This window comes from Noviherbaspirillum sp. L7-7A, from assembly GCF_019052805.1.
In the GTDB taxonomy this organism is placed as follows: Bacteria; Pseudomonadota; Gammaproteobacteria; order Burkholderiales; family Burkholderiaceae_D; genus Noviherbaspirillum_A.
In genome coordinates this window covers 1,828,242-1,850,704 of sequence record NZ_JAHQRJ010000001.1, presented here as the reverse complement: position 1 = coordinate 1,850,704, position 22,463 = coordinate 1,828,242, and the positions used below count along the sequence as shown (strand labels likewise).

Here is a 22,463-nt window from a genome sequence, read left to right as displayed (position 1 = left end):
TCGGCCAAGCCGGTCCGCGATGGGAGCGCCTGATGCCTTCCGCCCTCCAGCAGGGCCTGGTCTCCTGCCACAGCTGCGGCATGCTGGCGCGCCTGCCTGTGCATGCGCGCGGCCATTGTCCGCGCTGCCATGCGCGGCTCCATGCGCGCAAGCCCGACAGCATTTCCCGCACCTGGGCGCTGGTGATCCTGGCTTATATCCTGTACATCCCGGCCAACCTGCTGCCCATCCTCGAAAGCCGGGCGCTGCTCACCGCCGAGAGCGACACCATCATGAGCGGCATCCTGATGTTCTGGGAAAGCGGCTCCTGGATGATCGCCGGCCTGGTGTTCATCGCCAGCATCGTGGTCCCGCTGACCAAGCTGCTGGCGATGACCTGGCTGCTGGTGTCGGTGCAACTGAAGAGCCGGCGCCGCGCGCTGCAGCGCACCCAGCTGTTCCGGCTGGTGGAGTTCGTCGGCCGCTGGTCGATGCTGGATATCTACGTGGTGGCGCTGACGGTGACGCTGGTGCAGGTCGGCACGCTGGCGTCGATCCAGGTCGGCCCCGGCGCGCTGGCCTTCGGCGCGGTGGTGGTGGTGACCATGGTCGCGGCCCACACCTTCGACCCGCGCCTGATCTGGGATGCCGCTGGAGACGCCCGTGAGTGAAGACAATCTGCCGCCAGGCGCATCCCCGATCCCCCACGCGCTGCCGGTGCCCAAGCGGCGCTGGGCAGTCAACATCGTCTGGCTGATTCCGCTGGTGGCGGCGCTGGTGGGCGGCTGGGTCGCCATTCATTACCTGATGCAGCGCGGCCCGACCGTGACCATTGAATTCGCCAATGCCGACGGCCTGGAGGCCGGCAAGACCAAGCTGCGCTACAAGGAGGTCGACATCGGCACCGTGTCGGCGATCGCCATCGCCAAGGACCGCAGCCATGTGATCGTCACCGCGAAAATGGCCAAGCAGGCCGAGGACCTGCTGGTGGCCGACACCAAGTTCTGGGTGGTGCGTCCGCGCGTGACCTTAAACAGCATCAGCGGCCTGGGCACGCTGCTGTCCGGCGCCTATATCGGCCTGGATGCCGGCAAGTCGGAAGAGGGGAAGTGGGACTTCAAGGGCCTGGAGACGCCGCCGCCAATTCCGTCGGACCTGCCGGGCCGGCGCTTCAAGCTGCATGCCGACGACATCGGCTCGCTGTATGTCGGCGCGCCGGTGTACTACCGGCGGGTGGAAGTGGGCAGCATCACCGCCTACAAGCTCGATGAGAACGGCAAGGGCATCACGCTGGAAGTCTTCGTCAATGCGCCGCACGACCGCCTGGTCACCACCAATGCCCGCTTCTGGCATGCCAGCGGCATCGATGTGTCGATCGAATCCTCGGGCGTCAAGCTCAACACCGAGTCGCTCACTTCCATCATCGTCGGCGGCATTTCCTTCCAGGCGCCGGACGAAGCGGCAGCCGGCGATGCGGCCCTGGCAGACACCATGTTCCCGCTCTATGACAACAAGGCGTCGGCACTGAAGCTCATCAGCCGTGAAGTCCACAGCTATGTGCTGTACTTCGACGAGTCGCTGCGCGGCCTGTCGCCTGGCGCGCAGGTGGATTTCCGCGGCATACCGCTGGGCGAGGTGAAGTCGGTCAGCATCGAGTACGACCGGGAAGACAAGGTGGTGCGCTTCCCGGTGGAGATCGATATCTATCCGGAGCGCATGCGCGCCCGCTATCGTCCAGGCGCGCCGGAAATGTCGGCGATGGAGCGCAATCCGCAGCAGCTGCTGGACCGCATGGTGGCGCGCGGCTTCCGCGCCCAGTTGAAGAGCGCGAACCTGCTGACCGGCCAGCTGTACGTGGCGCTGGACTTCTTCCCCAAGGCGCCGAAGGCCAGGATCGACTGGAACAAGAAGCCGGTGGAATTGCCGACCGCTCCGGGCGCGCTGGAAGACATACAGCAAACCCTGGGCAATATCGCCGGCAAGCTGGAGAAGGTGCCTTTCGACACGATAGGCAATGACCTGAGCCGTGCGCTGAAGACCCTGGACACGACGTTGAAGAGCGCCAACAGCACCCTGAAGCAGGTCGACAGCAGCGTGGTGCCGGAACTGCGCGGCACGCTGGAATCGGCGCGCAAGGCGCTGGGCAATGCCGAACGCACCCTGGCATCGGATGCGCCGGTGCAGTCCGACCTGCGCGACACGCTGACCGAAGTCAGCCGCGCCGCGCGCACCCTGCAGGACCTGGCCGACTACCTGAGCCGGCATCCGGAGTCGCTGATACGCGGCAAGAAAGGCGATTGACATGACAAGAAAAGCCCGCGCCACTATTGGCTGCCTTGCGATGAGCCTCCTGCTGGCAGCTTGCGGCAGTGCGCCCAAGGACAGGTTCTATACGCTGGCGCCGGCCAATGCAATGGCGCCGGCGGCAGCCACGGCCATGGCGTCCGCGCCGGCGCGCTACGGCGTGGCGATCGGGCCGGTGCGGGTGCCGGAAGCGCTGGACCGCACGCAGATGGTGGTCAGGGAAGGCCCGAACCGGGTTGAGATCCTTGACCAGCACCGCTGGGCAGGTTCGCTCAGGAGCGAGATTGCGCGGGCGCTTGCCGCCGGCGTTGGCGCGCAACTGGCCGAGGCCCAGGTCAGCGTGCATGACGGTCAGGCCGGTCGCAATGCGGCTTACCGGGTGGCGGTGGATATCGAGCGTTTCGATGCGACGCTCAATGAAAGCGTGGCCGTGCAGGCGTTGTGGACCATACGGCAGGAGGGTGGCAAGGAAGTCGGCAGCGGCCGCTTCGCCGCCAGCGAGCCGACCGGGCCAGGCGGCCATGACGCCATTGCTGCCGCGTATGTCAGGGCGCTGTCGGCAATGAGTGCCGAGGTGGCGCAGGCATTGCGGACTGCGCCGGTGGCTGCGCGTTAGCGGCCTGCGCGGATCCGAATACAGGGGTCAGATAGCAGCATCCGTCCTACCTTGCTATGCCGGCCTTCCGCACCATGGCGCAGCGCTGCCCAACCCTGGGCGTCAGCGGCATTGACTGCAATGGCTAGCGCTGTCAGCACTTCCTTCACCAAGATTTCCCGACCATGCCTGGCTGCCCAGCGCAATGCCGTCCAGCCTTCCTTGTCCTCGGCATTGATATCCATGCGGTTGCAGCCGATAAGGTCGAATACGCTTTCATAAGCGTAATCGATGACCGCCAGATGTACTGGCGTACGGCCATGGGCATTTCGGGCGTTGATGTCGATCCGGGCGCTGCCCAGGAGCAGCCTGACGATGTCGGGCTTACCTTCCCGCACGGCAAGATGCAGCCCTGTGCCGCCGTCCTCGTCTTTTGCATTCACATCCACCAGCCTGCTTGCACGCATGGTCTGGATCAGCCCCTCATCCAGGCCGCCAGCAGCGCCTCGCCTTTTCTTCATCTCGCAAACCGGAGGATAGCCTGGCCAGCCAGCGTGGCGGGCTTTCGGGCTCCGGTTCAGCAGCATCCCGGGGCGCGAAGCAAGACGCTGCGCCCATGTTGTCCTGCCCTCGTTGCGAGGGATCGCGGGCTTCGTTCGCTGCGATGATGGCCTCGGAGTAGAATTCCGCCCGCCAGTGCCCGACGGGCTTCCAGGTTCCGGTTCAGCTTCTCGTGGCGCCAAGCGAGGCGCGCCGACGACGTTTTCGGAACCAGGTCGGGAAGCAGCCAGGGTTGCGTGGCTGGTATCTCGGCGTTGTCGAGCAGGGTGTTTTTGTCACGCCGACAGGCAAGCGCGTGCAGGACTAGTTGGCCGGAGCGGGCCACCGTGCCTGCCGTATCTTCGTCGGAGTGTTGCGGAAGCGGACGTGTCCGGCAATGGGCTGGCAGCCCAGGGTGGTTTCATTCATGGTCGGTCCCGGTGGAGGAAACAGGCTTGCGGCGTCTGCATGACCATGCAGAATGGCCGTCTACTTTGAAGACGCCGCCTGATTTTCCTGATTCCGGCCGGAGCTTAACGCACGAAGCGGTATCCGTGCCCGGAGGGCCGGCGCTAGTCCGCCACGGTCACCCCGCGCCAGAACGCCACGCGGCCGGCGATGTCCTTCGCCGCATCCTTGGGTTCGGGGTAGTACCAGGCCGCATCCTTGTTGACCTGGCCTCCGACCACCACGTCGTAATAGCTGGCCACGCCTTTCCACGGGCAGGTGGTATGCGTCGCGCTCGGACGCAGCATCGCGCCGTTGACTGCTGCCGCGGGAAAGTAGCGGTTCCCTTCGACGACCACGATGTCTTCCTGCGCTGCCTCGGCAATGACGGCCTGATTCCAGACTGCTTTGGTCATGATGCGTCTCCCAGTGGGGTGAATGAAGCGAAGTGTTACGGTGTTTCAGCCTGTGTTGCGCAAGCCGGCCGCGATGCCGTTGATCGACAGATGAATGCCGCGGCTGACCCGGCCATCCCGCGCCTTGTCCTCCGCGGCATTGGCGCGGTTGCGCTTGATCAGTTCGACCTGCAGATGGTTCAGCGGATCGAGATAGGCGAAGCGGTTCTTGATCGAGCGCGCCAGCAGCGGGTTGGCCGCCAGCCTTTCCTTCGTTCCCGTGATCTGCGCCAGGCAGGCTACGGTCTGCTCATGCTCGGCGCTGATGCGCTTGAAGATCGCGTTGCGCAGGCGCTTGTCCGGCACCAGCTCGGCATAGCGCGAGGCGACCGCCATGTCGGTCTTGGACAGCACCATGTCCATGTTCGACAGCAGGGTGGCGAAGAAGGGCCAGTCGCGGAACATCGACTTGAGCAGCGCCAGGCGACCGCTGCGCTCGCGCTTGCTCCCCGTTTCCAGCCAGGCCGAGATCGCGCTGCCGAAGCCATACCAGCCCGGCAGCAGCAGCCGGCACTGGCCCCAGGAAAAGCCCCACGGTATCGCGCGCAGGTCTTCGATGCGGCGGCTGGCCTTGCGCGAGGCCGGGCGCGAGCCGATGTTGAGTTCGGCGATCTCGGCAATCGGCGTGGCCGCGAAGAAGTAGTCGGTGAAGCCCGGCGTGCCATATACCAGGTCGCGATAGGCGTGATAGGCCAGCTCGGACAGTTCATCCATCACCCGCTCGAACTCGGCCAGGCGGCCGGCTTCGCGGCTGTTGTCGGAGGCCGGCATCAGGCTCGCTTCCAGCGTGGCCGACACCAGCAGCTCCAGGTTGCGCCGGCCGATTTCGGGGTTGGAGAATTTCGAGGCAATGATCTCGCCCTGTTCGGTCAGCCTGATCTGGCCGTTCACGGTGCCGCTGGGCTGAGCCAGGATCGCATCGTAGCTGGGGCCGCCGCCACGGCCGACGGTGCCGCCACGGCCATGGAACAGGCGCAGCGTGACACCGGCGCGCTTGAACACATCCACCAGCCGGGTCTCGGCCTTGTACAGCTCCCAGTTCGATGTCAGGAAGCCGCCGTCCTTGTTGGAGTCGGAATAGCCCAGCATCACTTCCTGCAGTTCGCCCTGCTTGGCGATGAGCCGCCGCACCACCGGAATGGCCATCAGGTTTTCCATGATCTCGGCCGCGCGGCGCAGGTCGGGAATGGTCTCGAACAGCGGGATCACCATCAGTTCCAGGTCGCTTTCCGGCCCGTCCGCGCCGGCCTCGTGCCAGCGGCTGCGCAACAGGCCGGTTTCCTTCTGCAGCAGGAAGACTTCCAGCAGGTCCGACACTTCCTCGGTGTGGGAAATGATGTAGTTGCGGATCGCCTTGACGCCATAGCGTGCCCGGATCTCGCGCGCCGTGCCCAGCACCGCCAGTTCCGACTTGGTCTCGTCGCTGTAGCTGATGTAGGGCGAGTACAGCAGGCCCGGCCGCGCCAGTTCGGCCAGCAGCAGCCTGACCTTGGCTTGTTCGTCCAGCGCGGCATAGTCGGACTCGACCCGGGCGCAGGCGAACAGCTCCGACAGCACCCGCTCATGCACGTCCGAACTCTGGCGCATGTCCAGCGTGGCGAGGTGAAAGCCGAAGATCTCGGAGGCCCGCAGCAGCGAGGCCAGCCGCGGCCGCACCATGGCGGCGCCGAAATGGCTGGTCAGCGAGTCGACGATGACCTGCAGGTCCAGCGTGAATTCGATCGCGCTGCCATACGGCTCGGCATGGCCGACTTCCTTGCGCAGGATGTTGGTCGCGCCCAGCGCGCGCGCGCTGGCGGCCAGCCTGGCGTAGATGTAGATCAGCGCGCGCCGGTAGGGCTCGTCGTTGCGATGGTCCGACAGGTCGGGCGAGGCATCGGCCAGCGCCTGCAGCGCCGGGCTGACGCCCACCAGCAGGGTGGAAATCGACAGTTCCGCGCCCAGCGCATGCACTTCCTGCAGATAGAAGTCGAGGATGGTGGTGGACTGGCGCACCAGCGCATGCTGCATCGTGGCGGCGTTCACGTTCGGATTGCCGTCGCGGTCGCCGCCAATCCAGCTGCCCATCTGCACGAAGGGCGGCAGCTTGGGGCTGGCGCTCTTGTTGCGCAATTGCGGGAACTGGGCGGCGAACTCGACTTCCATGTCCTCGTACAGCGCCGGCAGTTCGCGCAGGAAGGTGATGCGGTAATAGGAGAGCGCGTTCTCGATCTCGTCAGCCACGGTCAGCCTGGTGTAGCGCAGCATCCGGGTCTGCCACAGCGTGGCGACCTGGGCATGCAGCAGTTCGCCGTTGCGGGTGCGCTCGCGCGGCGTCAGCGGCAGGTCGCGTTCGGCCAGCAGGCGGGCGATCTCATGTTCGGCGTCCAGGATGCTCTTGCGCTGCACTTCGGTCGGGTGCGCCGTCAGCACCGGCGACACCAGGGCGCCATCGAAGAATTCCCGGATCGCCGCGCCGGACACGCCGGCGTCGTCCAGCTTCGATAGCGCATACGGAATGCTGCCCGGCTGGGCGGCCGAACCGGCCAGCAGATGGGCGCGGCGGCGCCGGTTGTGATGCTGGTCTTCGGCGATATTGGCCAGATGGGAAAAGTAGGAAAAGGCGCGCACCACCGAGATGGTCTGCTCGCGGGTGAGCTTCTTGAGCATGCGGTTCAGTTCGGCCCCGGCCGCCGAATCGGCCTCGCGCCGGAAGCGCACCGCGGTCTGGCGCACGGTTTCCACCACGTCGTAGACGGCGTCGCCTTCCTGTGCCCGCAGCACTTCGCCCAGCAGGCGGCCGAGGAGGCGGATGTCCTCCTTCAGCGGTTCGTCCTTGGCGATGGTGGAAGATGCGGGCCGGGTGGATGTCTTTACCTGCTTTGCCATGATGGGATTACGCGCTCCATAGAGGGGGGATGGGGTCAGCGGGCGCAAGTCGGCATGCTAAAATCGGCCGCCTTCCGCCCTGAAAACGAGTCTGTCTTGAATCCTGCTGCCTTGAATCCTTTTACCGGAAAACTTGTCATTGCCTCACGCGAAAGCCGGCTGGCGATGTGGCAGGCCGAAACGGTACGCGCACAGTTGCGCGAATTATATCCGCACAGTTCGGTTGAAATTCTCGGAATGACCACCCGCGGCGACCAGATCCTGGACCGCACCCTGTCCAAGGTCGGCGGCAAGGGCCTGTTCGTGAAGGAACTGGAGATCGCGATGCTGGAAGGCCATGCTCATCTGGCGGTCCATTCGCTGAAGGACGTGCCGATGGAACTGCCGCCGGAATTCGAACTGGCCGCGGTGCTGGAGCGCGAGGATGCGCGCGACGCCTTCGTCTCGAACGACTACGACAGCCTGGCCGCACTGCCGGCCGGCGCCGTGGTCGGCACCAGCAGCCTGCGCCGCCAGGCGCTGATCGCAGCCCGCTTTCCGCACCTGCTGATCCAGCCGCTGCGCGGCAATCTCGACACCCGTCTTGCCAAGCTGGACCGCGGCGACTATGCCGCCATCATCCTGGCCGCAGCCGGCCTGAAGCGTCTGGGCCTGCCGCAGCGCATCCGCAGCCTGCTGGAGCCCGAGCAAAGCCTGCCGGCGCCAGGGCAGGGCGCCATGGCGATCGAAATTCCCGCCGGCCGCGAAGACTTGCGCGCCCTGCTGGCGCCGCTCAACCATGCCGATACGGCGGCCGCGGTGCGCGCCGAGCGCACCTTGTCGCGGGCATTCGGCGGCAGCTGCCAGGTGCCGCTCGCGGCTTACGCCACCGTCAGCGGCGACCAGCTGCACATGCGCGCCATGGTCGGCACGCCGGACGGGCAACGCATCGCCAGGGCCGAAGCCAGCGGCCCGGCCAACGCGCCGGAGGCATTGGGAGAAAAGGTCGCGGCGGCGCTCGACACCCAGGGTGCGGCCGCCATCCTCGCGGCGTGCAAGGCGGATGCCTGATCCTGTCGTCATCACCCGGCCTGCGGCGCAGGGCACGGCGCTGGCGCAGCGGGTCGCCGCAGCGGGCCATGAGGCAGTCGTCTTTCCGCTGCTGGCGATCGACCCCTTGCCTGACCAGTCGGCCCTGCGGGCAACCCTGGCCGATGTCTCTTCCTATGCGCTGGTGGCCTTCGTCAGTCCGAACGCCATCGACGCCGCCTGCGCCATCCGCAAGGAATGGCCGCGCGAAGTAACGCTGGCAGTGGTGGGCGAGGGCAGCCGTGCCGCGCTCGCCCGGCATGGCATCACGGACGCCAATGCCACCATCGTCAGCCCGGCCAACACCCGGCGCACTGATTCCCAGACCCTGCTTGAAAACCTGGATCTCGACAGTCTGCGCAGCGGCCGGGCGCTGATCCTGCGCGGCGAAACCGGACGCGAACTGCTGGGCGATGCATTGCGGAGCGCGGGGATGGATGTGCAGCAGCTAGCCGCTTACCGGCGCAGCATTCCGGCGCTGAACGAGGAGCGCCGGCGAGAGTTGCTGCGGCTGCTCGACAGCGACAGCATCTGGATCATCACCAGTTCGGAAGCCCTGCGTGGCCTGATCGGTATGACGGAGCAGGCTGGCGGCAAGGATGGCGTTGTAAAATTGCAACAAAAGCGATTGCTGGTTCCGCACGAGCGTATCGAAGAAACCGCGCGGGAACTGGGTTTCTCCTCTGTGACGCTGACCGGATCAGGCGACGAAGCGCTGCTTGCCGCGTTACAATTCCGCGGATGAACGAACCGCCTTACAACCCTGACCTTCCCCAGCCGCCGCACTTCGCAGCGGGAACAGCGGACCCCATGGCGCCTTATCTACGCAATCGCAACGGACGTATCGGTTATGTGCTGCTGGCTGTGCTGGCCCTGCTGCTGGCATTGCAATGGTGGAGCAGTCGCTCCGAGCTGCGCCAGCTGCGCCGCGAGATGGCGCAGCGGCTCCAGACCGGCGACACCATGGCCACCGAGAGCCGGGCGATTGCCAAAACGGTCCAGGACGACGTCAAGGAATTGCAGGCAAAGGTCTCGGTACTGGAAAACAAGCAGGTGGAAGGCCAGAGCCAGCAACTGGCGCTGGAACAGCTGTACCAGGAGCTGTCGCGCAACAGCGACGACTGGGCGCTGGCGGAGATCGAGCAGGTGCTGTCGACCGCCAGCCAGCAGCTGCAACTGGCCGGCAATGTGCAGGGCGCGCTGATCGCGCTGCAAAACGCCGACGCCCGGCTGTCGCGCTCCGACAAGCCGCAGTTCATCACGATACGGCGCGCCCTGGCGCGCGACATGGAAAAGCTCAAGGCGCTGCCTTCGGTCGATGTGACCGGCATCGCATTGCGGCTTGACAGCCTGATCAGCCAGGTCGACCGGCTGCCGCTGCTGGCCGATGAAAAACCGTCGCTGCCGGCCACGCCGGCAAAGAACAATGCCGCGACGGCGGAAGGCGCGCCGGCGCCGGGGCCGGCCTGGCTTGGCGCCATCAATGACAAGTGGCAGAGCTTTTCCAGCGAGATGTGGACCGAGATCCGCCAGTTGCTGCGGGTGCGCACGGTGGACACGCCGGATGCGCTGATGATCTCGCCCAGCCAGGCCTACTATGTGCGCGAAAACCTGAAGCTGCGCCTGCTCAGCGCCCGCCTGGCCTTGCTGTCCCGTAATGAGAACGCTTTCCGCAGCGACCTGATGGCCGCGCAGGACACCATCAACCGCTATTTCGACACCCGCGCGCGCCAGACCCAGTCGGCGCAGACCCTGTTGAAGCAGGTGCAGGCAAGCGACCTGACGATCGAGATGCCGACCCTGAACGAAAGCCTCGGCGCCGTGCGCAACTACAAGTCCAAGCCCTGAACCCCATGCGCATCTTTCTCTGGCTCGTCGCCCTGCTGGCCACCGCGATCGGACTCGCGGTAATGGCCCGCTTCAATGCCGGCAACGTGGTGCTGTTCTATCCGCCGTACCGGGTCGATCTGTCGCTGAACTTCTTCCTCTTGCTGCTGGTGCTGCTGTTCCTGCTGAGCTATGGCGTGCTCAATGCCATCCGCACGGCACAGAAAATGCCGGCGCGGGTAGCGCAATATCGCCAGGGCCGGCGTGAGCGGGAAGGCAATCGCGCCTTCCGCGAAGCGCTGAAAGCCCTGTTCGAGGGGCGTTTCGGCCATTCGGAAAAGGCGGCGGCGCGGGCAGAGGACCTGGAAGAAAACCGCGGCCTGGCGGCGCTGATCGGCGCGCGCGCGGCGCACCGTATGCGCCAGACGGCGCGGCGCGACGCCTGGCTGGCCAAGGCCGAAGCTGAACCTACATTGAAGGCTGCCCGGCTGATGACGGCCATCGAGCTGCTGGTTGATGAGGAAAAGCCGGAAGCCGCGCTGGACCATGTGCGCGAACTCAACGCCACCGGCACCCGCCATATCCATGCGCTGCGGCTGGCGCTGAAAGCCAACCAGCGCGCGAAGAACTGGCCGGAAGTGCTGCGGCTGACCCGCTCGCTGGACAAGAACAATGCACTGCATCCGGCGCTCTCCCAGCGCCTGCGTGAACTCGCCTACGACGACCTGCTGTCCGCCCGCAGCCACGATGCCGAGTCGGTGCGCCGGGTCTGGGCGGATGTGCCGGCATCTGACCGTGTCAAGCCGGCGATTGCGGTGCGCGCCGCCGATGCCTTCAACACCCACGGCCTGCACGAGGAAGCGGCCGGCGTGGTCGAGAAGGCGCTGGCCGAGGCGTGGGACGACAGGCTGGTCTGCGCCTATCGGCGCGCCGCAGCGCCGCAGGGATCACCGGCGCTGCTGGCGCAGATCGAGCGTTGCGAGCAATGGGCAGGCAGCCATCCTGGCGATGCAGAACTTGGCCTGACATTGGGCACGCTTTGCCTGAAGCAGAAATTGTGGGGAAAGGCGCAGCGCTATCTGGAGCAGGCGCTATCGGATGCGATCGAGTCTGGCACCGTGCGCGAAATCCACCTGAAACTGGCGCAATTGCATGAAGCGCTGAACCATCCGGAGCAGGCGGCTGCCCATTATCGGCAGTGCGCGCTGACCAGCCTGATCTGATGGCCGGCTTGATCCGCATCTCGTGCGCTCAACGGCAAAGCCGTTATAATCTGCCGACTTAAAATTCTTACCACTTCTGGAAAGCACACCATGAGTCTTAACGACGTCAATTCGGGCCGCGACGTGCCCAATGATTTCAATGTCATTATTGAAATTCCGATGAATGCCGATCCGATCAAGTATGAAGTGGACAAGGATTCCGGCGCGATTTTCGTGGACCGCTTCATGGGCACCGCCATGCACTATCCGTGCAACTACGGCTATGTGCCGAAGACGATTTCCGACGACGGCGACCCGGTCGACGTGCTGGTGATCACGCCGTTCCCGCTGATTCCGGGCGTCGTGGTGCGCTGCCGTCCGCTGGGCATGCTGAAGATGAGCGACGAGGCCGGCGGCGACGCCAAGGTGCTGGCCGTGCCGGTGGACAAGGTGCTGTCGATCTACAGCCACTGGCAGAAGCCGGAAGACCTGAACGAGCTGCGCCTGCAGCAGATCCAGCATTTCTTCGAACACTACAAGGACCTGGAAAAAGGCAAGTGGGTCAAGGTCGAAGGCTGGGTCGGTCCCGAGGAAGCCAAGCAGGAAATCCTGGGCGGCATCGAGGCGTACAAGAAACTGGAAGCCCAGGGCCAGGCCTGATTCCGGTCCTGATCGCCTGATGAGCGGGCGCGCCGATCCGGAGAGGACGGCGCGCCCGTTCTTTATTGGATGGCGTTGTGGTCGAACTTGCGTCGATCAAGGAACATCGCCGCCATTACCATTCCGGTTTGCGGCGATAGTGCAATGCCCTTCGGGTATTGCACCCTACGAGGTAGCCGATTTTCCGAGTGTCCGGGGCTGGATTTCGTAGATACTGTTATGCCCGTCAAGCCCCATGCAATGTTGAATCAAAGGCTTGCCGTGACTTAAGCACGCCGAAGGCGACATGGATGAGCTTGCGCATCATGGCGCCGATGATGAGCTTGGGCGGCTTTCCTGCTGCGGCCAGGCGCTGGCGGAACACCTTGCCCCACTTGGTCCTGTACAGGGTCACCATGGCAGGCATGTAAAGCGCCTTGCGCAGGAAGCTGTGACCCACCTTCGATCGCCGTGGCTTGCCCCTGACGCTGCTGCCGGACTCATGCTGACGCGGGTCCAGCCCGGCGAATGCCACGGCCTGCCGGGCATGGTCAAAACGCTGCAGATCGCCATAAAACGCCAGCAGGCACGCAATCGTGCGCTCGCCCAGCCCCGGAATGCTGTCGAGCAGTTCCTGCTTGTCCTTGAGGTCCGGGTCGTTGTCCATGTGCTGGCGAATCTGCCGGGCCAGCTTGTCGATTTCCTTGTCCAGCCAGGCGATGTGGCTGGCAATGCCGGCCCTGACCGCTTCGCGCGCCACGTCCAGCCGGTTGCTTTCCTGGGTGCGCATGTTCTGCAGCGCATCCAGGCGCAATACCATGGCCCGCAACGCCTGCTCAGTCGCTGAAGGCGCCTGCCATAACGCCGGGCGGCGCTCGAAGCAGAAGCTGGCAATCAACTGGGCGTCGACCCGATCGGTCTTGGTACGCACCAGGTGCGAGGCGCCAAAGGCCTTGATCTGCGCGGGATTGACCACGCTTACCGGCAAGCCCTGCTGCGCCAGATAGAGGGCAACTTCTTCCCAATACACGCCGGTGGCTTCCATGCAGACATGGGCGGCTGCGCCGCCATGCTTTTGCAGCCACTCGAGCAGGGTGGCGAACCCGCTGGCGTTGTTGGTGACGACCTTGTTGCGATGTTTGCCATCCGGCAGGCGCAAAGCGCAATCGAGCTTGGCCTTGGCGACATCGATTCCCAAATGATACGAGTGCATGCAACGTCCTCTCATGATCTACCTTGTCAATGCGGGCTGCCGGCAAGCCGGGCCAAAGATACTGTCCGATCTTTTTTGCGAGGGTGGGCGGCTGCTGCAAGAATCTACGACACTGGATCGCGTCCTAAGGGTGCAATCGGCATCCAGCCGCCCGTTCTTCAGGTGCCCCTGAAGAACTGCTACAACGATCCCGGGTCTTGCCATGCAAGACCAGCGGAATTACTACACAACCGAACTGACGGAATAATACAAGGGTGTAATACCCCGAAGGGCATTGCACCGATGGTCGTTAAACAAGGATTTCCAATCTTGCGATGCAAGCCTGAATCCCCTGATCGATTGCAAAAGCGCCCGACGCCTGCCGCTCGCTAGCCGTGCGCCCCCCGCGCCTTCCTGAACGGATTACGCTCGTCGAGCTCATCCATATAAGCCGCAATCCCGCCGCTTTCCTGCTCCAGGAAACGCTCCACCGCGTCGCTGAACGCCGGATGCGCCAGCCAGTGCGCCGACCAGGTCTTCTGCGGCAGGAAGCCGCGCGCCATCTTGTGCTCTCCCTGGGCGCCGCCTTCGAAAGCGGCCAGGCCGCGCTCGATGCAGAATTCCAGCGGCTGGTAATAAGCGGTTTCGAAATGCAGGCAGGCATGCTGCTCCAGCGCGCCCCAGTAGCGGCCGTACAGGGTCTGGCTGTCATGCACCACCAGCGATGAGGCAATCGGCTTGCCGTCGCGCTCGGCAATTACCAGCAGAAGGTTGTCCGGCATCGATGCGCCAATGCGCAGGAAGAAGTCGAGATTCAGGTAGGGCGACGAATAATGCGCCGCATAGGTATGGTCGTAGCAGCGCTTGAAGAAGCGCCAGTCGGCTTCGCCAATCCGGGCGCCTTCCAGGCGCCGGAAGGTAATGCCGGCGTCCCGCACCTTGCGCCGCTCGGCGCGGATATTCTTGCGTTTTTTCTGTTCCAGCGTGGACAGGAACTGTTCGAAATCCCGGTAGCCATCATTCAGCCAGTGAAACTGCACGCCATTGCGCAGCAGAAAACCAGCCCGCTCCAGCGCTTCGGCCTGCTGCGGCGGCGGATACAGCACATGGGTGGACGACACGTCAGCCTGCTGCTGCAGGCCCAGCAACGCCTTGACCAGCGCCGACCTCGCCGTCCCGTCCCGCGCCAGCAGCCGGCCGCCGGTGACCGGCGTGAATGGAATCGCCGACAGCAGCTTGGGGTAGTACTCCAGGCCATTGCGCCGGTAGGCGTCTGCCCAGGCCCAGTCGAATACATATTCGCCGTAGGAATGGCTTTTCACATAGAGCGGCATGGCCGCCGCGAGCGTGTCGTCCTGCCACAGCGTAAGGAATTGGGGCTGCCAGCCGGACTTTCTCGATGCGCTGCCTGATGCATGCAGCGCATCGAGAAAGTCATAGGACAGGAACGGGTTGGCGTCTGCCTGAAGCGACAGCAGGGAAGTCCATTGCACCTGGCCGACCTCGGCCATGGAAGCAATAATGCGCGTGCGATAATTCAGGGTCAGCCTCATTCAAGCATCGTTGTTGGAAGAACCGCCAGGGCGCCGACCAGTGCGTTCGTATCCCGGCTTCGCCAGAAAGCGTGCGTTGCCGGGAAGCCGCCAGAGGGCAAGGCACAGGCCCGGTGCGAGCAGCCCATTCTACGCAAAAACCGCCGCTGCGTTTGCGCGGCCAGGCATAGGGCGGCAGCGGCGGGAATGCATGGCGCGCTTCCCGGTCCAATCCGTTTCTGGCAGGAGCTGCTTGCAAGTACCTCAGAACCGAGCATGTCATTAACCGCCCAATGGGCATTCCAAGGCAGAGCACATGAATAACAAGGAATTCTTCAACCTTTACTCCCACGATTTTGCCCGCGTATCGGTCGCCATCCCCTATTGCCGCGTCGCCGATCCGGCATTCAATGCGAAGGAAACCATTGCGCTGGCAACCGAAGCGGCCAATCGCGGCGCGGTACTGATCGCCTTTCCGGAACTGGGCTTGTCGGCCTATACCTGTGACGACCTGTTCCATCAGCGCGCGTTGCTGGATGCCTGCAAGACGGCGCTGGCAGGCATCGTCGAGGCGTCCAGGACGTTGCCGGCGGCGCTGGTGGTCGGCCTGCCGCTGCAGGTCGACCATATGCTGTTCAATTGCGCCGCAGTGGTGGCCGGCGGCCGGATACAGGGTGTAGTGCCCAAGACCTATCTGCCCAACTACGGCGAGTTTTACGAAGCCCGGCAGTTCAGCGAGGCCGATGCCGCCATCAGCGACCAGATCGAGCTGCTCGGCCAGAACGTGCCGTTCGGCGCGACCCTGCTGTTCGAAGTGGCCAACATGCCGCTCCTGCGCTTCCACGTGGAGATCTGCGAAGACCTGTGGACGCCGATTCCGCCGTCGTCCTATGCCGCACTGGCCGGCGCCACCGTGCTGGTGAACCTGTCGGCATCCAATATCGTGGTCGGCAAGTCGCGCTACCGCCATCAGCTGGTTGGCCAGCAATCGGCGCGCTGCCTGTCGGCCTATCTGTATTCGTCGGCCGGACGCGGCGAATCCTCGACCGACATGGGCTGGGATGGCCAGGCGCTGATCTACGAGAACGGTGAACTGCTGGCGCAATCGGAGCGGTTTTCCGATGCGTCGCACCTGATTTGCGCTGATGTCGACCTGGAGCGGCTATCGCGCGAGCGCATGCACGTGACAACCTTTGGCGACAGCGCCCGTCGCCATCGCGAACAGATAGCCGAATTCCGCACGATTTCCTTCGAAGTCAATGTGCCCGTGTCCGGGACGCTGAAACTGGAGCGGCATGTCGAGCGCTTCCCCTACGTGCCCTCGGACCACCGCTTGCGCGACGAACGCTGCATGGAGGTCTACAACATCCAGGTACAGGCGCTGGTGCAGCGGCTGTCGGCTTCCGGCATCAGGAAGGTGGTGATCGGCGTCTCGGGCGGCCTTGATTCCACCCATGCGCTCCTGGTCTGCGCCAAGGCGATGGACAGGCTGGGCTTGCCTCGCACCAATATCCTGGGCGTGACCATGCCGGGCTTCGCCACCAGCGGCCGCACCCTGGAACAGGCCAGAAAGCTGATGGAAGTGGTCGGCTGTTCGGCCAGCGAGATCGACATCCGGCCAAGCTGCCTGCAGATGCTGAAGGATATCGGCCATCCGTATGCAGAAGGCCAGGAAGACTATGACGTCACCTTCGAGAATGTGCAGGCGGGCGAGCGCACCAGCCACCTGTTCCGCCTGGCCAATTTCCACAACGGCATCGTGCTGGGTACCGGCGACCTGAGCGAACTGGCGCTCGGCTGGTGCACCTATGGCGTCGGCGACCACATGTCGCACTACAACGTCAATGCCAGCGTGCCCAAGACGCTGATCGTCCATCTGGTGCGCTGGGTAGCGGAAACCCACCAGATCGGCGCCTCCGGTTCCGATGTGCTGATCAAGGTGCTGGAAACCGACATCAGCCCGGAACTCGTGCCCGGCAAGTCAGCCGACGTGCCCGACCAGAAAACCGAAAACGTGATCGGCCCCTATGAGCTGCAGGATTTCAATCTCTACTACACCCTGCGCTTCGGCCTCACTCCTACCAAGGTTGCCTTCCTGGCGCTGTCGGCCTGGGGCGACCGTGATGCGGGAAGCTGGCCGGAAGGGCCGCATGTGGCGCGCAACCAGTACACCCTGGCTGAAATCAAGAAAAACCTCGGTATTTTCCTGTATCGCTTCTTCAAGACCAGCCAGTTCAAGCGGTCCTGCATCCCGAACGGACCCAAGGTTGGCTCGGGCGGATCGCTGTCGCCGCGCGGCGACTGGCGTGCGCCGAGCGACTCCGAAGCCTCGGTGTGGATGGCGGATTTGAAAAATATTCCCGAACAATAAGCGCGTCAGTTGCGCCGCAGGACTTATTTATCGGAGAAAATTGCAGGGCGTCGGCTATACTCCCGGCCGGTTATCGCAATGATGGTGCAAATTTGTTCAAAGGATCCGCACCATCTTGCTTCCCGGTTCCGGGACGACTGACAGACACTGTGCAATCCAACAGAAGGAGCTTTTCGTGAAACAGATTACTGCGATTATCAAACCGTTCAAGCTCGACGAAGTGCGCGAAGCGCTGGCCGAAGTCGGCGTGAGCGGCTTGACGGTGACCGAAGTCAAGGGCTTCGGACGGCAGAAAGGCCATACCGAACTTTATCGCGGCGCCGAATACGTGGTGGATTTTCTGCCCAAGGTCAAGGTCGAGGCGGTGGTGGACGATGGCGTGGTGGATGCGGCGGTCGACGCCGTGATCAAGGCCGCCCGTACCGGCAAGATCGGCGACGGCAAGATCTTTGTGCGCGCCGTCGAGCAGGTGATCCGCATCCGCACCGGCGAGACGGGTCCGGATGCGGTTTGACGGTAAATGTCATGGTAACTGTCGCAGGCGGCGCCCGCCGCCTGCGCAGGTTCTGCTGAAGACCGGCTAGCTCTGGGCCTTCAGCAGCACCATCACCGCGCCAGCGCCGCCGTCGGCGGCACGCGCCTGGCAAAAAGCCAGCACCTCCTCCTTTTGCACCAGCCAGTTCCGCACCTTCTTCTTCAGCACCGGTTCGCGGTTGACTGAACCCAAGCCCTTGCCATGGATCACCCGCACGCAGCGCAGTCCGCGGCGGGTGGCAAGCCGCAGAAACTCCGCCAGCGCCTCACGCGCTTCGTCGGTGCGCATGCCATGCAGGTCGAGCTGGCTTTGCGTGACCCAGTGGCCGCGCCGCAGCTTGCGCACCACTTCCTGGCCGATGCCGGTACGGGCATAGCTGAGTCCCTCGTCGGTTTCCAGCAGCGATTCGACACTGAATTCATCCGACAGCGACTGCGCCAGCGCTGCCTGCTCGTCGGCCAGATGGTGGCGCGCCACCGGCTCGGGCAGCGGCGGGGCGTGCGGCGCCTTCTCGCTGGCGCGCAGCGGCGCCACCTGGCCGATGCTGTGACGGAACAGGTTGGCCTCGCGCTGCGCCAGCGCCTCTTCCTCCCGCCGCCTGGCCTCGGCCAGCGCACGCGCTTCCTCCTGCTGCTTCAGCCGGTCGCGCAGCGACTGCAGCGCCGCAAAGTCCTTGATGCCCGCCATGACTGCTTCATCCGATCAATGACGATGACTAGGATTCCTGGCTTTCCAGGTAACGCTGGGCGTCCAGCGCCGCCATGCAGCCGGTACCGGAACTGGTGATGGCCTGACGGTACACGTGGTCCTGCACGTCGCCGGCGGCGAACACGCCGGGGGCGCTGGTGGCGGTGGCCATGCCTTCCAGGCCGGTCTTGGTCACGATGTAGCCGTTCTTCATTTCCAGCTGGCCTTCGAAGATGCCGGTGTTGGGCTTGTGGCCGATGGCAATGAACACGCCGTGCAGGGGCACTTCGCTGACGTTGCCGTCCTGGGCGGACTTGATGCGAATGCCGGTCACGCCGCTGTTGTCGCCCACCACTTCATCGAGCGTATGGTTCCACTTGATCTCGACCTTGCCTTCGGCAACCTTGGCCATCAGGCGGTCGATCAGGATCGCCTCGGCGCGGAACTTGTCGCGGCGATGCACCACGGTGACCTTTTTGGCGATATTGGACAGATACAGCGCTTCCTCCACCGCCGTATTGCCGCCGCCAACCACCGCCACTTCCTGGTTCTTGTAGAAAAAGCCGTCGCAGGTGGCGCAGGCCGACACGCCCTTGCCCATGAAGGCCTCTTCCGACGGCAGGCCCAGGTACTGGGCCGAGGCGCCGGTGGCGATGATCAGCGCGTCGCAGGTGTATTCGCCGGCGTCGCCGATCAGGCGGATCGGCTTTTCGCTGAGCTTGGTGGTGTGGATGTGGTCGAACACGATTTCCGTATCGAAGCGCTCGGCATGCTGCAGCAGGCGCTGCATCAACTCCGGCCCCTGCACGCCCATCGGGTCGCCCGGCCAGTTCTCGACGTCGGTGGTGGTCATCAGCTGGCCGCCCTGCTCGATGCCGGTGATCAGCACCGGCTTGAGATTGGCGCGGGCGGCATAGACGGCGGCGCTGTAACCGGCGGGGCCGGAACCGAGGATCAGGACATGAGCGTGTTTGGGAGTGGACATGGCGATATATGAGATGGAAAGAAAACAGGAGTGGCAAGACTGGCAATGCCAACAAAGGAAAGCTGCGGCGCAGCGGTCCAGTCGTATATCATGCCGGTCGGGCCGAATTCAACCAGTGCGGATTTCGTACAGTGTTGCAGCCTGAAAATGGTTAAGATTATAGACCAAGCCTTCCTCCAGTCCGGCTTGATCCCCAGGAACATTCCAAGAAGCAACGCCACGCCGCTTGTTGCACGCCTCCGATTTATGACAAGAACGAGCCAAACCTATACCCGCGACACCAGTCCGCAGCCGCAGTTGCCCAGCCGTCTGGTGCGCCTGCTGTCGGAAGCGAAGTGGCTGGTGCTGACGGTGCTGACCACTTACCTGGTGCTGATCCTGCTGACCTATGCCAAGGCCGATCCGGGCTGGTCGCATGCCAGCATGGTGCCCCGGCTGCATAACTGGGGCGGTCGCATCGGCGCCTATATCGCCGACCTGGCGCTGTTCATTTTCGGCCTGTCGGCCTGGTGGTTCTGCGTGCTGCTGTTCAAGGCAGTCTGGATCGGCTACCGCCGTCTGGCCGACGGCGGCATCGAGGAGCCGGAAGCCATCTATCGGCAGGAAAAGATCATCCGCGCGATCGGTTTCGTGATGATGCTGGCCGGCAGCGTCGGCCTTGAAAATGTGCGCATGTACAGCCTGAAAGTCGCGTTGCCGCGGGCGCCGGGCGGCGTGCTGGGCGCCCTGATCGGCGGCAGCGCCCAGAATGCGCTCGGCTTCACCGGCGCCACGCTGCTGCTGGTGCTGCTGTTCGGCCTGGGCTTTTCGCTGTTCTTCCAGGTGTCCTGGCTGACGCTGGCCGAGCGTATCGGCGGCTTGCTGGAAAATTCGGTGATGTCGGTGCAGAAACTGTATGCGGCCCATGTCGACCGCAAGCTGGGCCAGGTCGCCGCCGTCAAGCGCGACGTGGCGGTGGTGCAGGAACGCGCCAAGATCGTGGAGGCGCCGCCGGTGCGCATCGAGCCGCAGATCGTTACCGTGCCCAAGGCGGAACGCGTGGTCCACAAGGAACGTCAGGCCAGCCTGTTCGGCGTCGACAATCGCGACACCAACCTGCCGCCGCTGTCGCTGCTGGACGATGCGCCGCCGGCGCAGGAAACGGTGAGCGTCGAAACCCTGGAATTCACCAGCCGCCTGATCGAGAAGAAGCTGTCGGACTTCGGCGTCGATGTGAAGGTGGTGGCGGCCTATCCGGGTCCGGTGATTACCCGCTACGAGATCGAACCCGCCACCGGCGTCAAGGGCAGCCAGATCGTCAACCTGGCGCGCGACCTGGCGCGGGCGCTGTCGCTGACCTCGATCCGCGTGGTGGAAACCATACCCGGCAAGAACTACATGGGCCTGGAGCTGCCGAATCCGAAACGGCAGATCGTGCGCCTGACCGAGATCCTGGGCTCCAAGGTCTATAACGACGGCGTCTCCAGCCTGACGGTGGCGCTGGGCAAGGATATCGCCGGCCATCCGGTCGTCGCCGACCTGGCCAAGATGCCGCACCTGCTGGTGGCCGGCACCACCGGCTCGGGCAAGTCGGTTGGCATCAATGCAACCATCCTGTCGCTGCTCTACAAGGCCGACCCCAAGCAGGTGCGGCTGATCCTGATCGATCCCAAGATGCTGGAACTGTCGATCTATGAAGGCATTCCGCATCTGCTGGCGCCGGTGGTGACCGACATGAAGCAGGCCGGCCATGCGCTGAATTGGGCCGTCAATGAAATGGAGCGCCGCTACAAGCTGATGTCCAAGCTGGGCGTGCGCAACCTGGCCGGCTACAACCAGAAGATCGCCGATGCCGAAAAGAGCGAGCAGAAGATACCGAATCCGTTCTCCCTGACGCCGGATGCGCCGGAGCCGCTGGAGAAGCTGCCCACCATCGTCATCATCATCGACGAACTGGCCGACCTGATGATGGTGGTTGGCAAGAAGATCGAGGAACTGATCGCCCGCATTGCGCAGAAGGCGCGCGCCGCCGGCATCCACCTGATCCTGGCAACCCAGCGGCCATCGGTGGACGTGATCACCGGCCTGATCAAGGCCAATATCCCGACCCGCATCGCGTTCCAGGTCAGCAGCAAGATCGACTCCCGCACCATCCTTGACCAGATGGGCGCGGAGGCCTTGCTGGGCATGGGCGACATGCTCTACATGCCGCCCGGCACCGGCCTGCCAGTGCGTGTGCACGGCGCCTTCGTCTCCGATGAGGAAGTGCATCGGGTGGTCGACCACCTGAAGGAGCAGGGCGAGCCGAACTACATCGAAGGCATCCTGGAAGGCGGCGTTGCCGACGAAGGCGGCGAAGCCGGCGCGGTGGCGGGCGAGGGCGGCGGCGAAAGCGATGCGCTCTACGACCAGGCAGTTCAGGTGGTTCTGAAGAACCGCCGGGCATCGATCTCGCTTGTGCAACGGCACTTACGAATTGGTTACAATCGCGCTGCCCGCCTGCTGGAACAAATGGAACAGAGCGGCGTCGTATCCAGCATGCAATCCAACGGCAACCGCGACATCCTGGTCCCGGCCGGCAATACTGCAGAATAGGACAGCACTTGACCTTCAAAGCCCGAATCAAACCCTTGCTCGCCCTGGCGCTGGCTCTGCCGGCGCTGGCGCAGGCCGCCGCGCTGGACCAGTTCAGGTCCTTTGTGAGCAGCACCAGGACAGCGCGCGGTGAATTCACCCAGCGCCTGGTGAAGAACGATGGCGGCGCCACCAAGGTGTCCAACACCTCCACCGGCACCTTCGAGTTTTCCCGTCCGGGCAAATTCATCTGGATCTACAAGAAGCCGTACGAGCAGCAGTTGCAGGCCGACGGCGAAAAGCTCTTCATCTACGACAAGGACCTGAACCAGGTCACCGTGCGCAAGCTCGGCAATGCGCTCGGCTCGTCGCCGGCGGCCATCCTGTTTGGCAGCAATGACCTGGAAAAGAACTTCACGCTCAAGGATGCCGGCGAACGCGACGGCATGGAATGGCTGCAGGCCATCCCCAAGGCCAAGGACACCACCTTCGACCAGATCGGCATCGGCCTGCGTGACGGCGTGCCGGTAGCGATGGAACTGCGCGACTCCTTCGGCCAGGTGTCGCTGCTGAGCTTCACCCGGTTCGAGAAGAATCCGTCGCTGCCGGACAGCCAGTTCCGCTTCACGCCGCCAAAAGGCGCGGACGTGTTCGAGCAGTGAACCGTTCCGGCATCTCAGGCAG

Annotated in this window: 19 protein-coding genes; 12 read left to right on the top strand and 7 right to left on the bottom strand. The window is 64.1% G+C overall.

Annotated elements, in window-relative coordinates; translation table 11 throughout:
* Positions 1 to 32 precede the first annotated feature (32 nt).
* From KTQ42_RS08405 to KTQ42_RS08395, 3 genes are read left to right on the top strand one after another with little or no spacing between them, the layout of a single operon-like run.
* On the top strand, positions 33 to 650 hold the full coding sequence (locus tag KTQ42_RS08405) for a paraquat-inducible protein A (protein ID WP_217345101.1): 618 nt from the start codon (positions 33 to 35) through the stop codon (positions 648 to 650).
* Positions 643 to 2,280, top strand: coding sequence for an MlaD family protein (locus tag KTQ42_RS08400; RefSeq protein ID WP_349292132.1), 1,638 nt, complete (start codon positions 643 to 645; stop codon positions 2,278 to 2,280). The genes KTQ42_RS08405 and KTQ42_RS08400 overlap by 8 nt, the downstream gene beginning before the upstream one ends.
* A gap of 1 nt (position 2,281) precedes the next feature.
* Positions 2,282 to 2,899 (top strand): PqiC family protein, encoded by a 618-nt coding sequence (locus KTQ42_RS08395; RefSeq protein ID WP_217345099.1) that lies wholly within the window; start codon positions 2,282 to 2,284, stop codon positions 2,897 to 2,899.
* Here the strand turns inward: KTQ42_RS08395 and KTQ42_RS08390 are convergent.
* The 3 genes from KTQ42_RS08390 to ppc all read right to left on the bottom strand — a co-directional run bounded on the left by KTQ42_RS08390 (position 2,896) and on the right by ppc (position 7,188).
* Positions 2,896 to 3,399: an ankyrin repeat domain-containing protein gene (locus KTQ42_RS08390; protein WP_217345098.1), complete on the bottom strand. Its 504-nt coding sequence runs from the start codon at positions 3,397 to 3,399 to the stop codon at positions 2,896 to 2,898. The two genes, KTQ42_RS08395 and KTQ42_RS08390, sit on opposite strands and share 4 nt — an antisense overlap.
* Positions 3,400 to 3,990: 591 nt before the next feature.
* A complete protein-coding gene (locus KTQ42_RS08385) occupies positions 3,991 to 4,281 on the bottom strand; it encodes a DUF427 domain-containing protein (protein ID WP_217345097.1) in 291 nt (96 codons plus the stop codon).
* A gap of 45 nt (positions 4,282 to 4,326) precedes the next feature.
* Complete coding sequence (gene ppc / locus KTQ42_RS08380; protein ID WP_217345096.1) at positions 4,327 to 7,188, bottom strand: phosphoenolpyruvate carboxylase; 2,862 nt, start codon at positions 7,186 to 7,188, stop codon at positions 4,327 to 4,329.
* A 54-nt stretch (positions 7,189 to 7,242) separates the two neighbouring features.
* On the opposite strand from ppc, the gene hemC reads away from it, so the two are divergent.
* From hemC to ppa, 5 genes are all read left to right on the top strand, one after another.
* On the top strand, positions 7,243 to 8,238 hold the full coding sequence (gene hemC / locus KTQ42_RS08375; protein WP_217345095.1) for a hydroxymethylbilane synthase: 996 nt from the start codon (positions 7,243 to 7,245) through the stop codon (positions 8,236 to 8,238).
* Positions 8,231 to 9,001, top strand: a complete 771-nt coding sequence (locus KTQ42_RS08370) for a uroporphyrinogen-III synthase (RefSeq protein WP_217345094.1) — start codon at positions 8,231 to 8,233, stop codon at positions 8,999 to 9,001. The genes hemC and KTQ42_RS08370 overlap by 8 nt, the downstream gene beginning before the upstream one ends.
* Positions 9,002 to 9,066: 65 nt before the next feature.
* Positions 9,067 to 10,104, top strand: a complete 1,038-nt coding sequence (locus tag KTQ42_RS08365) for a uroporphyrinogen-III C-methyltransferase (RefSeq protein ID WP_249222688.1) — start codon at positions 9,067 to 9,069, stop codon at positions 10,102 to 10,104.
* A 5-nt stretch (positions 10,105 to 10,109) separates the two neighbouring features.
* On the top strand, positions 10,110 to 11,306 hold the full coding sequence (locus KTQ42_RS08360) for a heme biosynthesis HemY N-terminal domain-containing protein (RefSeq protein WP_217345092.1): 1,197 nt from the start codon (positions 10,110 to 10,112) through the stop codon (positions 11,304 to 11,306).
* Positions 11,307 to 11,396: 90 nt separating this feature from the next.
* A complete protein-coding gene (gene ppa / locus KTQ42_RS08355) occupies positions 11,397 to 11,945 on the top strand; it encodes an inorganic diphosphatase (RefSeq protein WP_217345091.1) in 549 nt (182 codons plus the stop codon).
* 226 nt (positions 11,946 to 12,171) lie between these two features.
* On the opposite strand, the gene KTQ42_RS08350 is transcribed toward ppa, so the two are convergent.
* Complete coding sequence (locus tag KTQ42_RS08350; protein WP_217345090.1) at positions 12,172 to 13,137, bottom strand: IS110 family transposase; 966 nt, start codon at positions 13,135 to 13,137, stop codon at positions 12,172 to 12,174.
* A gap of 368 nt (positions 13,138 to 13,505) precedes the next feature.
* Positions 13,506 to 14,669 carry a GNAT family N-acetyltransferase gene (locus KTQ42_RS08345; protein ID WP_217345089.1) on the bottom strand — a complete coding sequence of 388 codons (1,164 nt, stop codon included), beginning with the start codon at positions 14,667 to 14,669 and terminating at the stop codon, positions 13,506 to 13,508.
* A 295-nt stretch (positions 14,670 to 14,964) separates the two neighbouring features.
* Between KTQ42_RS08345 and KTQ42_RS08340 the strand changes: the two genes are divergently transcribed.
* On the top strand, positions 14,965 to 17,019 hold the full coding sequence (locus KTQ42_RS08340; RefSeq protein WP_217345088.1) for an NAD(+) synthase: 2,055 nt from the start codon (positions 14,965 to 14,967) through the stop codon (positions 17,017 to 17,019).
* Positions 17,020 to 17,194: 175 nt separating this feature from the next.
* Positions 17,195 to 17,533: a P-II family nitrogen regulator gene (locus tag KTQ42_RS08335; RefSeq protein ID WP_194713138.1), complete on the top strand. Its 339-nt coding sequence runs from the start codon at positions 17,195 to 17,197 to the stop codon at positions 17,531 to 17,533.
* Between the two features lie 66 nt (positions 17,534 to 17,599).
* Here KTQ42_RS08335 and KTQ42_RS08330 read toward each other — a convergent pair whose 3' ends face one another.
* Positions 17,600 to 18,241, bottom strand: coding sequence for a Smr/MutS family protein (locus tag KTQ42_RS08330; RefSeq protein ID WP_217345087.1), 642 nt, complete (start codon positions 18,239 to 18,241; stop codon positions 17,600 to 17,602).
* Between the two features lie 28 nt (positions 18,242 to 18,269).
* Entirely contained in the window at positions 18,270 to 19,226 is a 957-nt protein-coding gene (gene trxB / locus KTQ42_RS08325) for a thioredoxin-disulfide reductase (RefSeq protein ID WP_217345086.1), read from the bottom strand.
* Between the two features lie 246 nt (positions 19,227 to 19,472).
* Between trxB and KTQ42_RS08320 the strand changes: the two genes are divergently transcribed.
* Both KTQ42_RS08320 and lolA read left to right on the top strand, forming a co-directional pair.
* Entirely contained in the window at positions 19,473 to 21,800 is a 2,328-nt protein-coding gene (locus KTQ42_RS08320; RefSeq protein WP_217345085.1) for a DNA translocase FtsK, read from the top strand.
* A gap of 8 nt (positions 21,801 to 21,808) precedes the next feature.
* Positions 21,809 to 22,441: an outer membrane lipoprotein chaperone LolA gene (gene lolA, locus KTQ42_RS08315; protein WP_249222687.1), complete on the top strand. Its 633-nt coding sequence runs from the start codon at positions 21,809 to 21,811 to the stop codon at positions 22,439 to 22,441.
* Positions 22,442 to 22,463 lie beyond the last annotated feature (22 nt).